This is a genomic window from Deinococcus arboris (assembly GCF_009755355.1).
Taxonomy (GTDB): Bacteria; Deinococcota; Deinococci; order Deinococcales; family Deinococcaceae; genus Deinococcus; species Deinococcus betulae.
This window is the reverse complement of record NZ_WQLB01000002.1, coordinates 90,799-104,404: the sequence shown is the minus strand read 5'-3', so window position 1 is coordinate 104,404 and position 13,606 is coordinate 90,799. Positions and strand designations below refer to the sequence as shown.

General features: G+C 69.1%; 15 protein-coding genes. 6 read left to right on the top strand and 9 right to left on the bottom strand.

Annotated elements, in window-relative coordinates; genetic code table 11:
• Window positions 1-281 precede the first annotated feature (281 nt).
• The gene (locus GO986_RS02000; RefSeq protein ID WP_157457544.1) at window positions 282-833 is read left to right on the top strand and encodes a hypothetical protein; all 552 of its coding nucleotides are present in this window, start codon (window positions 282-284) and stop codon (window positions 831-833) included.
• Here the strand turns inward: GO986_RS02000 and GO986_RS01995 are convergent.
• Together GO986_RS01995 and GO986_RS01990 are read right to left on the bottom strand one after the other, a co-directional pair.
• Window positions 830-1,558: a hypothetical protein gene (locus tag GO986_RS01995; protein WP_224574995.1), complete on the bottom strand. Its 729-nt coding sequence runs from the start codon at window positions 1,556-1,558 to the stop codon at window positions 830-832. The two genes, GO986_RS02000 and GO986_RS01995, sit on opposite strands and share 4 nt — an antisense overlap.
• Window positions 1,559-1,637: 79 nt before the next feature.
• A complete protein-coding gene (locus GO986_RS01990; protein ID WP_157457543.1) occupies window positions 1,638-2,159 on the bottom strand; it encodes a DUF4388 domain-containing protein in 522 nt (173 codons plus the stop codon).
• A gap of 110 nt (window positions 2,160-2,269) precedes the next feature.
• Between GO986_RS01990 and GO986_RS01985 the strand changes: the two genes are divergently transcribed.
• Window positions 2,270-3,289, top strand: coding sequence for an ADP-ribosylglycohydrolase family protein (locus GO986_RS01985; RefSeq protein ID WP_439648689.1), 1,020 nt, complete (start codon window positions 2,270-2,272; stop codon window positions 3,287-3,289).
• Window positions 3,290-3,465: 176 nt separating this feature from the next.
• Here the strand turns inward: GO986_RS01985 and GO986_RS01980 are convergent, their stop codons facing one another.
• The 7 genes from GO986_RS01980 to GO986_RS01950 all read right to left on the bottom strand — a co-directional run bounded on the left by GO986_RS01980 (window position 3,466) and on the right by GO986_RS01950 (window position 10,144).
• Window positions 3,466-4,257 carry an ABC transporter ATP-binding protein gene (locus tag GO986_RS01980; protein WP_157457541.1) on the bottom strand — a complete coding sequence of 264 codons (792 nt, stop codon included), beginning with the start codon at window positions 4,255-4,257 and terminating at the stop codon, window positions 3,466-3,468.
• Between the two features lie 126 nt (window positions 4,258-4,383).
• Entirely contained in the window at window positions 4,384-5,400 is a 1,017-nt protein-coding gene (locus GO986_RS01975) for a FecCD family ABC transporter permease (protein WP_369409091.1), read from the bottom strand.
• Between the two features lie 7 nt (window positions 5,401-5,407).
• Window positions 5,408-6,340 (bottom strand): ABC transporter substrate-binding protein, encoded by a 933-nt coding sequence (locus GO986_RS01970; protein ID WP_157457539.1) that lies wholly within the window; start codon window positions 6,338-6,340, stop codon window positions 5,408-5,410.
• Between the two features lie 15 nt (window positions 6,341-6,355).
• Window positions 6,356-7,369, bottom strand: a complete 1,014-nt coding sequence (locus tag GO986_RS01965) for a FecCD family ABC transporter permease (protein ID WP_157457538.1) — start codon at window positions 7,367-7,369, stop codon at window positions 6,356-6,358.
• Window positions 7,366-8,274 (bottom strand): sucrase ferredoxin, encoded by a 909-nt coding sequence (locus GO986_RS01960; RefSeq protein WP_157457537.1) that lies wholly within the window; start codon window positions 8,272-8,274, stop codon window positions 7,366-7,368. Before GO986_RS01960 ends, GO986_RS01965 begins: the two co-directional genes overlap by 4 nt.
• Window positions 8,275-8,276: 2 nt before the next feature.
• On the bottom strand, window positions 8,277-9,200 hold the full coding sequence (locus tag GO986_RS01955; RefSeq protein ID WP_369409090.1) for an ABC transporter substrate-binding protein: 924 nt from the start codon (window positions 9,198-9,200) through the stop codon (window positions 8,277-8,279).
• Window positions 9,197-10,144, bottom strand: a complete 948-nt coding sequence (locus GO986_RS01950) for an ABC transporter substrate-binding protein (protein ID WP_157457536.1) — start codon at window positions 10,142-10,144, stop codon at window positions 9,197-9,199. Before GO986_RS01950 ends, GO986_RS01955 begins: the two co-directional genes overlap by 4 nt.
• Before the next feature lie 235 nt (window positions 10,145-10,379).
• On the opposite strand from GO986_RS01950, the gene rpmE reads away from it, so the two are divergent.
• From rpmE to GO986_RS01930, 4 genes are all read left to right on the top strand, one after another.
• Window positions 10,380-10,598, top strand: a complete 219-nt coding sequence (gene rpmE / locus GO986_RS01945) for a 50S ribosomal protein L31 (RefSeq protein ID WP_107138623.1) — start codon at window positions 10,380-10,382, stop codon at window positions 10,596-10,598.
• A gap of 96 nt (window positions 10,599-10,694) precedes the next feature.
• Window positions 10,695-11,309, top strand: coding sequence for a thymidine kinase (locus GO986_RS01940; RefSeq protein WP_369409089.1), 615 nt, complete (start codon window positions 10,695-10,697; stop codon window positions 11,307-11,309).
• A gap of 308 nt (window positions 11,310-11,617) precedes the next feature.
• Window positions 11,618-12,733: a GGDEF domain-containing protein gene (locus GO986_RS01935; protein WP_369409088.1), complete on the top strand. Its 1,116-nt coding sequence runs from the start codon at window positions 11,618-11,620 to the stop codon at window positions 12,731-12,733.
• A gap of 480 nt (window positions 12,734-13,213) precedes the next feature.
• Window positions 13,214-13,600: a response regulator gene (locus GO986_RS01930; protein ID WP_157457694.1), complete on the top strand. Its 387-nt coding sequence runs from the start codon at window positions 13,214-13,216 to the stop codon at window positions 13,598-13,600.
• Window positions 13,601-13,606 lie beyond the last annotated feature (6 nt).

Below are 13,606 nucleotides of genomic sequence, written 5' to 3'. Positions count from 1 at the left end.
GCGGCGGGGGCACTTTGCGCGCGCTGTGCCGGGCGCACCCGGAGGGGTCTAGTGGGCCGCCGGCAGGCTGGCGGGCCGTTCTTCCCTCATGCTCGCGGGCGACGTTCGCCGGGTGCCGTTTCCGCCGGCCCTCTCAGTCGCGGGGCAGGCTTCCTGTGGTGGCTGTCCCGGTTACTCTTCCCGGTCACTGCTGCCTGGGAGTCTACGCGCCGCGCGGGGGCGTTTTCAATCCGCCTCCTGGCCCATAGGCGCCCAGGCCCCCCAGCCGGCACCCTAATCAGATGCCAGAACATGACTGGGCCGGCCTGACCCTGTACCACCGCGCGGTGCGGGACGTGCGCGGCGACCGCCTGTGGCCCCTGAACCGGCTGCGTGACCTTCACCCCGAGGTCTACGCCCGCGAGGTGGCCAAGTACGCCGGGCGCGAGGCCCTGCTGACCGAACGGGTGGAGCGCCTGAACTGCCTGTGGAACGACGTGCTGTTCTTCTCGCCCGTGCATCCGGGCCCCCTGCTGGACGCGGTGAGGAGCATGGGACGGGCCGTGCCACCCGTGCGGTTCTGGTCGCTGCCGGCCTCAGCGCTGGACCCAGCGCGGGCCTGCGTGCGGCTGGTGCGGCCCTGGCCGGACGGCATCAAGCCGCCCCCCGACCCGGCCGACGAATGGCCCTACACGCCAGAAGGGCTGGGTCAGTTCACGCTGCCACCCGCCGAAACGCTGGCCCGGCTCCGGCAGTTGCCGCTGGCCGACCCCCTCATCCTGTGGATGGACGTGCCGCATGTGCTGTACCGGGGCGAGGTGCCCCTGAGCGCCCTGACCGAGTTGCGGGCCTAGCGCTCCTCGCTGGGGGCCAGCTCGTAGCGGTACAGCAGCGGCTTTTTCAGCAGGCCGCGCGGCACGGTCACGGTGGCGCTGCGGTAGGGCACCCCCTGCACGGTCGCCCCCGCCGCAAAGGTCTGGGTGTCGGTGCCCAGGCGGGCGGTGCGCTCACCCAATTCCAGCACACCCTCGGCGCGGGCCAGGACATCGTAGGGATGTTCAATCAGGGCGGTCAGGCGCACGGGTTGCCCGGCCAGACTGCGCAGGGGGTTGGCAGCGCTGGCAAAGGCGGCGCGCACCGGGTCGGCCACCCGGTCACAGGTGACGCGCAGGCTCAGGGCGTACTCGCCCACCGGGAACAGCGCCTCACGAATCAGGGTCACGCCGTCGCCCTCGGCCTCGCGGAAGGCCGTCAGCAGCGCGGCGCGGCGGTTACGCAGCAGCGTCACGGGCGCGGCCGAACTGCCGCCCTGCATGGGAAAGTCGCCCCGGTTAATCAGGCGCTCGGCGTGCAGCAGCGTGTCCTCACGGGTGCGGAAGGTGCGGTGCGTGACCGGCTGGTGTGGGTGCCAGCGCCCCCCCGAGTCCCGCTGCTGCCACTCGACCCACAAGTCGTAATGGTCCTGCTCGCGCCAGCTGGGGTGCGTCTGCACAGCCGCCGCTGGGCGCACCTGGCCTTCCCGGCCAAAGTCCTCACGGGGTTCGGGGCTGCTGCGGTCGTTCCGGGTGATGGCGCTCATGAGTCCTCCGCTGCCGCCCATCATGCCTGAATGGGCCGGCCTTGTGTGCAGAAGTCATAAGAAACGCTGGCCAGGCGGCCTAGCCCAGCTCCACCAGCCCCGCCAGCAAAAAGGGCCGCAGGGTTTCTAAGGTCATGCGCGGCGACTCGGGTGAGCGCTCCAGCAAGGCGCGGATATTGGCGCTGTCGCCCACCAGGTTCAGCACGCGGTACTGGGTGCGGGTGACGGGCTGGGCGTCGTTCCATTTGGCACTCAGGCGCAGGCGCTGGTTCCAGTCGGGAAAGGTGCGTGACAGCGCGGCCCAGCCTTCGCTGTCTTCAATCAGGCGGCGCAGGGCGCTGTCGCGGCGCAGGCTCAGGGTGCGGGTGGGCGGCACCTGTCCCACCTCGAAGGTAAAGGCGCCGCCGTCCAGACTGGCCATGAACTGCAGGGCGTTGTCGCCGCGCAGCCGCCCGGCCTCGGCGTGCACAATCTCGCCGCGTTCGAGCCACAGCTGCCCGCCGCGAATGTGGTCCACGTTCAGGCGCCCCGCCCGGCCGCTGGTCAGGAACATCTGCATCACGGACAGAAACGGAAAGACTGCCAGGTCACCGCGCACCATATGTCCCTCAGTGTAAGGCCCCTGTCTGGGGGAAGCCAGAGGCTGCCCACCGGGGGCATGCCTGGTGGGCTACCGCGCGCCCGGCTGGAGGCTGTGGCAGCATGGCCAGCGTGACGCGCCCAGACTGGCCCCTGACCACGCTGCTGTCCCTGTGCGCGGCCGACGCCCTGGGCGCCGCCACCGAGTTCAAGACCCCCGCCGCGATTACGGCGCAGTACGGCCCCCTCTTTCGCAGCTACCAGCCGGGCAGCGTCTTTGCTTTTGCCCCTGGCGAGGCCACCGACGACAGCCAGATGGTCGTGGCGACCCTGCTGGGCTACCACCGGGGCCAGGGCCACGCGGGCGTACTGGCGGCGCTGCGCGAATGGCTGTCCACTGGACCGCCCGATGTGGGCGGCCTGACCCGGCAGGCGCTGAGTCTGGGGGCCGGCACGCTGGACGGCGGCGCGCGGGCCTGGAGCAGCAGCGGCCACGCCTCGGCGGGCAACGGCGGCCTGATGCGCGTGGCGGCGGTGTGGCTGGCGGGCTTTGAGGGCGCGGCCCTGGCCACCGAATCGGCGGTGGTCACGGCCCTGACGCACACTGACCCCCGCTGCGTGCACGCCTCGGTGTTCTTGACGGCGTTACTGGCAGCCCTGGCCCAGGGCGCCGCCTATGAGGACGCCAGCCAGGCCGCCCTGGTCATCATGGACACCTTTGACGCCCGCGCGGCCCTGCTGGACGCCGGGGTGCTGGGCCTGGAGACCCAGGCGGCGCACGCGGCTTTCCGCGCCGCTGACCGTGAAGCCCGCGCAGCAGTGCGCGCCCGCGTGCGCTCGGGGCGGGCGGGCGCCGTGGTCTCGCAAAGCGGGTATGTGCTGGACACCCTGGAAGCGGCGCTGGCCCACGGCCGCCGCGCCGACTGGTGGGCGTGCATTGAGCCGGCCGTTTTGCTGGGTGACGACAGCGACACCGTGGCCTGCGTGGCGGGGGCGATTGCCGGGGCGCGGGGGTTGGAGGTGCCCCCGGCCCTCCTGCCGGCCCTACGGCTGGGCCACGACTGGCCAGGCTGGGCACGCACCTGGGCCTGTACGGCGCAGCTGCCTGGGGTGCTTGAGCAGGCCAGAGCCGGAGCCGGCCAGACACGCTAAGAGGAAAACCCAGCGCCACCTCAGGGTTAGTCCCAAGGTGGCGCTGGGGTGAGTACAGCAAAACTTCGTCAGAAGGCTGATAGAAAACGACTTCGCAATGGGGCCCTGGGAGAGTGCTGACGAGTCATCTCCTTATCCTGTGGTCAAGGCCCTCGCCCTGACCCAGCTACCCTTCTCTACCGCGTCAGGGCGTAGGGAATCACGTGCGGCTTGCCGGTATCAGGGTCGGGGATGATGTGGCCGCGCAGATGAAACACGTCGCGCAGCAGCTCGTGGGTCAGCACGTCTTCCGGGGCGCCCTGGGCATAAATCTCGCCGCCCGACATGGCCACGATTTCGTGGCTGTAGCGCGCGGCCTGATTGAGGTCGTGCAGGACCATCACCACGGTCTTGCCCTGTTCGGCGTTCAGGCGCTGGGCCAGGTGCAGCACCTCCAGCTGGTGCGACAGGTCCAGGTAGGTGGTCGGTTCGTCCAGCAGCAGAATGTCCGTCTGCTGGGCCAGGCTCATGGCAATCCAGGCGCGCTGGCGCTGCCCGCCGCTCAGGGCTTCCAGAGAGCGGCCGGCAAAAACGCGCATTCCCGTCTGGTCCAGCGCCCAGTCCACGGCTTCACGGTCCTCGGTGCGGCGAACAGGAAAGCGGCCCTGATGCGGGTGACGGCCAAACCACACCAGTTCCTCGACACTCAGGCCCTCGGGCGCGGTGGGCCCCTGCGGCAAAATGGCCAGGCGGCGGGCCACCTCGCGGCTGGGCAGGGCGTGCAGCGCCTGGCCGTACAGCTCGATACTTCCGCCTCCCACCGGCAACAGCCGCGCCAGAGCGCGCAGCAGCGTGCTTTTGCCGCAGCCGTTGGGCCCAATGATGGACGTGACCTGCCCACCCCCAAGGCGGAGGTTGAGGCCCGGCACAATGACGGTCTGGCCGTAGCCGAGCCGCAGATCGCTGGTCGAAAGAGGAGGGTTGGTCATGGAGTCCTTAGGGGCAGGGAGTGAAGAACGAAAGGGTGGGCTGGGTGCTCCGGGGGGTGAGCAGGAGTCTGCCGACGGCTGCTGGCCGGCTGAGGCGCCACTCGTCCCCTGCGTTCCACTGACCACTCACCTCGCCTTTCTCAGCAGATACAGAAAATACGGCGCCCCGACCAGGGTGGTGAAAATCCCGGCAGGCACCTCGATGGGGGGCAGCAGGGAGCGGCCCAGAGTATCGGCGGCCAGCACCAGGGCGGCGCCCAGCAGCATGGACACCGGCAGCAGCCGGGAATGGCGCGCGCCCACCAGCAGCCGGGCCACATGTGGGGCCAGCAGGCCCACGAACCCCAGAATCCCGGCGCCCGTCACGGCGGCCCCGGCCAGCGCCACCGCCACCGTCAGGCACAGCAGCCGCGCGGCGTTCACGCGCGTGCCCAGCGAGGTCGCCAGGTCCTCACCCAGGTTCAGGACATCCAGGGTGCGGGCCAGCAGCAGGCTCACCGGCAGCAACACCAGCGCCCAGGGCAGCAGCCGGGCCGCGCGGGCCGCGTCGGCGCCGTAGACCGTGCCGGTCAGAAAGGTCAGGGCCGACCCCAGCCCGTCGGGGGCCCGGACGATGACCAACTGCTGCGCCGCCCCCAGGGCCGCCGCCACCGCCACACCCACCAGCGCCAGGCGCACCGGGTGCAGGCTGCCGGACTGCGGGCCAGTCCAGTCGCGGGCCAGCGCCAGCACCAGGCCAAAGCCGGCCCAGGCGCCCACCAGGGCCGCCCAGGGCAGGCCGCCTGGGGGCGCCGAGGGCCAGGCGAGCAGAAAGATGGTGGCCGCCAGCCCCGCCCCCGCCCCCACCCCGATGATGTCCGGTGAGGCCAGCGGGTTCCGAATAACGCCCTGCATCATGGCGCCGGACGCCGCAAACATGGCCCCGGCCAGCAGCGCCACCACGATGCGCGGCGCGCGCAGGTCAATGACCAGCTGCCGGGTCAGGTCGTCGCCGCCGCCCAGCAGTACCTGCACCACGTCGGCCGCCGGGGTCTGCACGGCGCCAACCCCCAGCGCCAGCACCGACAGGACCAGGGCCAGCGCCGCCAGGCCCAGACTCAGGGCCAGGGCGCGGGCGGTGGTAAAGCGGGGGGCCGTGGTCACAGCGGGCTCACGGAAGGCGGAAACGCCCAGCCGGCGCGGCGTCTTGCAGCAGGCGGCTCTCGATGGCCTCGGCGACCATCAGTTTCAGGGCCAGCGGGCCCCGGCCGCGCGTCCAGTTGTCGCGGTTAAACACGTACACGCGCCCGCGCGCCACGGCCGGCAGTTTCTGCCACAAAGGACTCTTTTTCCAGGTTTCGGTAATGGGGGTTTCATCGGGGGCCGTGAACAGCACCAGCGTCTGGGGATTCAGGGCCACCAGGCCCTCCAGGGACAGCTCGTACTGGGTCTGGTCACCCTTGACCGGCACCAGATTCTTGCGGCCCAGGTCTTCCAGAAAGCTGCCCACAAAACTCTGGTTGGTGTGAACGGTCAGGGACTGCGGCGTGACTACGGCCGTTACGAAGGCGGGCGCGCCCTTCTTGGCAAAGGCGCGGGCCTTGCCAATCAGGCTGGCCTGGTCGGCCAGCAGACGCTTGGCCGCCGCCTCGCGCCCCACCAGTTGCCCAATCAGGAGGGTCTGGGCACCGAGGTCGTCGGTGCTCCCCCGGCGGCTCTGAAAGGCGGCGGTGGGCGCCAGGCCCCCAAACTGCGGCAGCGTGGCCTTGTGAACAAAGGCGTCGGCCAGAATCAGGTCAGGCCGGGCCGCCGCGATGGCTTCCAGGCTGGGCTGCGCGCGGCTGCCGGTGGCGGGAACGCCCTGCATGAAGGGTGCCAGGTAGGGGGGCGCGCCGCGGTCACCGCCCTGGTTGCCCAGCGCGCCGCCCACCGGCTTGACACCCAGGGCCACCAGCGTGTCCAGGAAAGAGTATTCCAGCGCCACCACCCGTTTAGCGGGGGCAGGCAGGGTCAGGGTGCCGCCTTCATGGCGCACGGTTACGGCCGCCGCCGAGGCCACCAGGGCCAGCGCGGACAGCACCGAGAAACGACTGAACTTGTTCATCACAGACCTCTGAGGTTATTTCTGGCCCACACGGCGGGCCAGCAGAACGAAGAAGGGTGCGCCAGCAGCGGCCACCAGAATGCCCACGGGCGTTTCGGCCGGCTTGTCCACCAGGCGGGCGGCGATATCGGCCACCACCAGGAATGCGGCGCCCAGCAGGGCGGCCAGCGGCAGGCTCAGGCGGTGATCTGCCCCCACCAGGGTGCGCGCGGCGTGAGGAATAATCAGACCCACAAAGCCCACTGGCCCCACCACACTGACCGAAGCGGCGGCCAGCAGCACGCCCAGCCCCGTGACCAGCACCGAGTCGCGTTCCAGGCGGGCGCCTAAGCTGCGCGCCACGTCCTCGCCCAGGGCCAGGATATTGAGCCGGGGGGTCAGGAGCAGCGCGGCCAGCAGGCCGCCGATCATCCAGGGCGCAATCTGCGCGGCGTGTTCCCAGGTGCGGCCCGCCACGCTCCCGGACAGGGCGAACAGTGCGCCCTGCGCCCGCTGCTCCCACAGAATCTGAATCACGCGGCTGGCGGCCCCCACCAGGCTGGCCACCGCCACCCCAGCCAGCGCCAGACGAAGCGGGGTGATGCCTACACTGCGCGCCACGCTGTAAGCAGCCGTGGCGGCCAGCAGGCCCCCCAGAAAGGCAGCCGGCACGAACAGCCAGCCGGGCACCGTCGGAAAGAAGACCACCATCACCAGAATGGCCAGCGCGCCGCCGGCCTCGACGCCCAAGATGCCGGGGTCCGCCAGCGGGTTGCGCGTCACAGCCTGAAGCATCAGCCCCGATACGCCCAGCCCGGCGCCAGCCAGCGCCGCCACCACCGTGCGCGGAAGGCGCAGGGTATGGACCACCAGGCTTTCAGTGGAATCATTGGGGGCAAACAGCAGGGCCGCCACCTGTGCCAGCGGCAGATCGGTGGCCCCCAGCGCCAGCGAAGCCAGCACCACGAAGACCAGCAGCGCCACGCCCAGGGGCAACCACAGCGGGCGCCACGAGACGCGGCGGGTCGGTTGCGCCAGGGGCCGGGTCATGCCCACGCCACCTGATACTGCTTGACCTCGCCGTAATCGGGCTTGTGACTGGACCCCGGCACGCTCAGGAGGCTGTGGCCCACCACGGCGCGCACCTCGCCGCTTACGCCCTGCCAGGTGTAGCTCAGGGTGACGTGCTGGCCGTCCACCTGGGCGCGGCGCTCGGCGCTCAGCCAGGCCCAGCCGTGGCGCAGCAGCAGTTCGCGGTCCACGGCCTGGGCCAGCGGCGGCAGCCCCGCAAAGCCGCGCAGGTGCCGCGCGGCCTCGGCCGGGGCCACCTCACGCTGGGCCACCCGCACAGCCAGCTCGGGGGTCAGGTGCGCCCACATAAGGCCCGTGGGCAGCTCCACGGCTGTGGCCGCAAAGCGGTGCCCGCCAAAGTGCCCGGTGCGCCAGGCGCGCACCCCTGCCTCGCCCAGCCGCTGAAACACCGGCACGCCGTAGCGCCCGCAGGCGGCGTCCACCGTGCCGTGGGTGCAGACGTGCAGGTCGGGGCCGGCGGGCGATTCCTCTTCCTGCCAGCCGCCCAGGTTCTCACGGTCCAGCAGGGTGTCGGTCAGGCCGCGCGCCCACTCGCTCTGCGGCAGCTCGCTGAGGTAGTCGCGCCGGCGGTAGCCGCCGGCCCCCAGCGTGTAGTGCCGCACCCGCAACGGCTGCCCCGGCATGCGCGGCGCACTCATGAGCAGGCCAAACCCCGCCCCCGACCCCTCGACCTTGCCGCGCAGCCGCTCGAAGAGGCCGCTTTGCTCGGGGGTCCAGTTCGCCACGTCGCGCACGCGCGCCCACACCGGCACGTCCAGTTCCAGCACCGTGACTTCCTGCCAGTGGGAGGCCGTGCCGATGGGGTCTTCGTTCAGTTCGCGCGACACGTCGGCGCACAGCGGCAGGCGGGGGGCGGCCGTCATAGTCAGCGGCCCAGCATGGCGCGGCTGATTTCGCCGGCCAGGGTCAGGGCGCTCAGGGGCCCGCCGAAGGTCCAGGTCTTTTCATTCAGGGCGTAGGTGCGGCCCGACTTGACAAAGGGCAGCCCCTGCCACAGCGGCCGGAGGCTGGGCGCCGCAAACACGTTGTCCTCTTTCTGGGTGACATACAGGAAATTGGCAGTGTTCAGGGCCGAGAGCGGCTCCAGGCTGACTTCTGAAAAGCCGTAGGGCTGGGCCGGCGCCTTCCAGGCGTTGACCAGGCCGATTTTCTCCATGACCTCGCTGACCATGCTGTTGCCGGTAAACAGGCGCATGGTGGCGGCGCCGCCCCGGCCCGTGTAGGCCTGGGCCAGCACGTAGGTTTCGCGCGCGCGCCCCGCCGCCTTCAGGTCCTGCCCCACGCGCGCCAGGCGGGCGTCGAGGTTGCTCAGAACCTGCCGGGCCGTGTTCTGGCGGTTCAGCAGCGTGCCGATGGTGGTAAAGGTCGAGCGCATCTCGCCGTACTGCGAGGCGCCCGCGTAGGGGTCAAAGGCCACGGTGGGCGCGATGGCCGCCAGCTGCGCGTAATTCTGGGCCGAGCGCAGCTTGGCCGTCAGAATCAGGTCGGGCTTCAAGGCGCGGATTTTCTCAAGGCTCGGCTGCTGCCGGGTGCCAATGTCCTGCACCGAGGCCGCAAGCGCCACGGGGATATTGACCCACTCACGGTAGCCGGCGATGTCGGCCATCCCGACCGGCTGCACGCCCAGGGCCAGCACGTCCTCGGCGTAGGTCCATTCCAGCACCACGACGCGCCCCGGGGTGGCCGGCACGCAGGAGGTGCCCAGCGAGTGCGTGATCTCGCGCCCCGCGCAGGCCGCCGAGGCCGAGGCGCCGCCCGCCAGCGCCAGCAGAGCCAGCAGCCGCTTCACTTCACCTTCTCCAGAATCATCTTGGTCAGGGCATTACTGTTATGAATGCTCATGAGGGGCCCGCTGTAGGGGCTGAAGTCCTCGGGGACGTAGACGATGCTCTGGTCTTTCAGGCGCTGGCCCACGGGGGTCTTCAAGAAGGCCTCGGCGCCGTTGTACTTGCCGCCGGGGGGAAACAGCACGACCAGGGTCTGCTTGTCGAGCCCCAGCAGCGCCTCGTCACTGATGGCCGAGCCGACGCCCAGCGTCGTTTCCTTGGCCTTGATGCCGTCCTTGAAGCCCAGGGTGCGCAGGTCGGGGATCAGGCGCACGTCGGTGTACAGCCAGTTGCTGCCGCCCGCAAAGGGCGCCACGACAACCACCTTGGAATACTTGCGGAACACGCCCGCCGCCAGCAGCTTGCGCGCGTTGGCGCGGTTGGTGTCGGCCACCTGCTTGATGACGCGCTCGGCCTCGACCTGCTTGCCAAACACCTTGGCCAGGTCGCGCAGGCCCTTTTGCCAGAAGCTGGGGCTGTCTTCGGCGTAGCCGACCGTGGGGGCAATCTTGGTCAGCTTGTCGTAGTTCTGGTTGCCCTTCCAGGTGATGCGGACAATCAGGTCGGGCTTCAGGGCCGTGATGGTTTCCAGGTTGGGCGTAATCCAGTCGCCGATGTAGGCGGGGCTATTCAGCTTGACGCGGCCGTAAAAGCCCTGCTTCAGGACTTCAGGCTTCAGCTTGCCGGCGCTCAGGTCGGCCGGCGTGAAGTAGGTGCTGCCCAGGCCCACCACGCGGTCACTGACACCCAGTGCGGCCAGCCAGCCCAGGGCTTCCTCGTCCATGACGACGACGCGCTTGGGGTCCTTCTTGACAGTGGCGCTGCCCTCGTCGTGCTTGAGGGTCAGGCTCTGGGCCGAGGCGGTGCCCAGCAGCAGCAAGGTCAGGGTGGTCAGGGATTTCAACATAACTGAAGCATGCTGAACTAAACCGACTGAAATAGTCAAGTTTGAAACGTCCCATCTGGTGTCGTTAATGGGGGTATGGGGGAGGGTTGTGGCCACAGCTGATAACGCCCCGGCCTTCTGGTCAAGTCTCTGGCCGCTTCCGGTGCAGCCTGCGCCTGGGTGGTGTATACTGTCAGGGTTGCCCGCTACGCACATGCCACCGCACTGGGGCGCAGACGTGGCGGAGGAGGCACCTATGAAAAAAGACATCCACCCCAAGACCGTTCCTTGCAAGATCATCTACCAGGGCCAGGTCGTGATGGAAACGCTGAGCACCAAGCCCGAAATCCACGTTGACGTCTGGAGCGGCGTTCACCCCTTCTGGACCGGCGAAGAGCGCTTCGTGGACACCGAAGGCCGCGTGGACAAGTTCAACAAGCGCTTCGGCGACAGCTACCGCACCAAGAAGAAGTAAGGCCGGCTGGCCTCTTCTCTGCCCCGCTTCGGCGGGGCTTTTTGTTGCCGGTGGCGCGCCGCCCTTCATCTGGCCCTATCTGCCATACTCCCCTGCGTGCTCAAGTCCCCCTATCACGGCGGTCACCTGGAGGTCATCGTCGGGCCGATGTTCAGCGGCAAAAGCGAGGAGCTGATTCGCCGCGTCACCCGCGCCGTGATTGCGCGCCAGAACGTGCAGGTGTTCAAGCCAGCGCTGGATGACCGCTACCACGAATCCAAGGTCGCCAGCCACGCGGGGCGCACCGTGGCCGCCCTGGCGGTGGGCAGCGCCGCCGAGATTCGCGCTCACCTGGCCGGTGAGGGTGCCCTCCTCAGCGACCCGGGCGTCAGCGCCCTGCCCGACGTGGTGGGCATTGACGAGGTGCAGTTTCTGGGGCCAGAAGTGGTGCCGCTGGCCCTGGAACTGGCGGGCGCAGGCGTGCGCGTCATTCTGGCTGGGCTGGACCTGGATTTCCGCGCCGAGCCGTTTGGCTCCATGCCCGACCTGCTGGCCCGCGCCGAGAGCGTGGAGAAACTGACCGCCATCTGCACGGTCTGCGGCGCCCCGGCCACCCGCTCCCAGCGCCTGATTGGTGGTCAACCAGCCCGCCTGAGCGATCCCGTGGTGCTGGTGGGCGCCCAGGAAAGCTACGAGGCCCGCTGCCGCGTTCACCACGAACTGCGGGAATAAACAGGCTGCCGGCTGCACCGTTTGCACCAACGGCTGACTCTTAGCGAACCCAGAAGCGAGTGACTTGGGCAAAACTGGTTTGCTCCGGTGGCTGAGTATCACAGACGGCACCCATACCAGAGGGCGGCTCTCTCCTCCACCACAAAAGGCACAGAAGCAGGCGTAAGCAGCTGACCGCTCATCGGCAGCTGGCCTCACGGCTGGAGGCCAGCTTTGGGGCCTTCTCTCCCCTTTCTGCCCGAGTCAGCCCCGGCGCACAGGTGCAGCCCGCCGTGCCCAGACCAGGGGTACACTGTGGGGATTTCTATGTGGATGCCCCTGCCTTCTGCCTGCAGGCCAGGGCGGCGGTGACGCCGCGCCCCGCCGCAGACGCGCCGCCCGAGCCTGCCGCCTGGCAGACCACCCAGCGGCGCATGTTCGCGTGGCTGGTGGGGCTGGCGAGCCTGGCCTGCGGCGCCGCCCTGTGGATGCAGGCCCCCAGCTTTGACCCCCTTGACCGGGTGGCGCTGCCGGCCCTGGGGCTGGGCCTGCTGGGGCTTCAGGGGCTGCTGTCGCTGGGCGTCTTGCAGCTGCCTGGGGCTATTCGCGGCGCGTTCATCGGGGCCGGTGCCTACCTCCTGCTGGCGCTGAATCACCAGTTCAGCGTGCTGACCCCAGCCTCCCGCACCCTGATGGAAAACACCTACTGGTTTGCCGTGCTGTATGTGGCGGTGTTTCTGGTGTATCCGCCGCGCCGCGCGACCTGGTTGTCGGGCAGCCTGCTGCTGGTGTCGGCGGCGGTGTGTGGCCTGAATCTGCTGCTGACCGTGCCCGCCGAAGCCCGGGGTGACCTGACCGGGGCCTCCCTTCAGTTTCTGCTGGTGGGCGCGGTGCTCACGATCCTTCAGGCCACGCTGGGGGCACAGCGCACCCAGCTGCTGGCCTCGCATGCGGCGGCCTACAGTGACGCCCTGACTGGCCTGGGCAACCGCCGCGCCGCCGAGGAACATCTGGCCGCACTGACCGCGCGCGGCGCCACCTACACCCTGGTGCTGTTTGACCTGGACCACTTCAAACGGGTTAACGACCTGCATGGGCATGCGGCGGGCGACCTGGTGCTGCGCGGCGTGGGGCAGGCAGTCCAGGCGCATTTGCCAGGCGGTGGCGTGGCGGCCCGCTGGGGCGGCGAGGAATTCATGCTGATCTTGCCCGAGCAGCGTGACCGCCAGGTGCGCGCGCTGCTCGATACCCTGCGCGCCGACCTGCGAGGAGCGCGCTACGGCACGGTGGATGGCGTGACCGCCTGCTTTGGTGTGGCCACCGCCCAGGCGGGCGAGGACCCCGAGGCGGTGGTGGCCCGCGCCGACGCCGCCATGTACCGCGTCAAGCGGCAAGGCCGCAACGACGTGCATCTGGCCGACCTGCGCCACACCCAGTTTGGCTGAGGGCCAGCACTGTCCTGACAGCGGCTGCCAGCTCCATTGAGGGGGTCAAAACATCCCCCTCACTTCCACTTCTGCCGCTGTCCCTTCCAGAGACTGACTTCGTTCGCCCCAGGGCGCTGTCCCGCTTCCTGCTTGATCTGCGCTCAAGACCTGTCCATCGGCCGGGCTCTTGTGCTCGACATCACCGCCACGCCTGGAGGTCATTTGGCGCCCACCTGTTCTGCCGCGTGACCTTCACTCAGCCGCTCATGGCCAACGGTGCCACTGATACGGATTCCGTCTATTCCGTTGACAAACCAGAACAGAACTGGTTTGCAAACTCCATGCCCGGAACCCGCCCTCCTCCTGCTCACTCCGCTCGGATGAAACCGTTTTTGCAAACGATTTAATCGGAGTCCGTATGAGATGTGGAGAGGTCGGAGACCAGCCCACTGGGGGACACCAGCCTCCGTGACGCGCAGGGACCGGGCCTGCATTATCATGGGGCTCATGGCGTATACCATCCTCGTCGCAGACGACGAACCAGCCATCCGCACCATGCTGGAAGTCATTTTGTCGGCAGACGGGCACGAAATTGTGGCTGTGCAGGACGGCAGGCTGGCCCTCGACTACCTCAAAGACCACACGCCCGATGCCATGCTGCTGGACGTGAAAATGCCGCACATGGACGGCTTTGAAATCTGTTCCCGGGTCAAGCGCATCAAGCGGCTGCGCGATACGCCTGTGCTGCTGCTCACTGGCTTTGACGATGACCAGACCCGCGACCATGCCAAGCTGGTGGGCGCCGACGACATCGTGTACAAGCCGCTGTCCGGCAAAAATCTTCGCAGCCGCGTCAACCAGCTGATCGAAGCCCGGCGCCGTTAGGCCGCC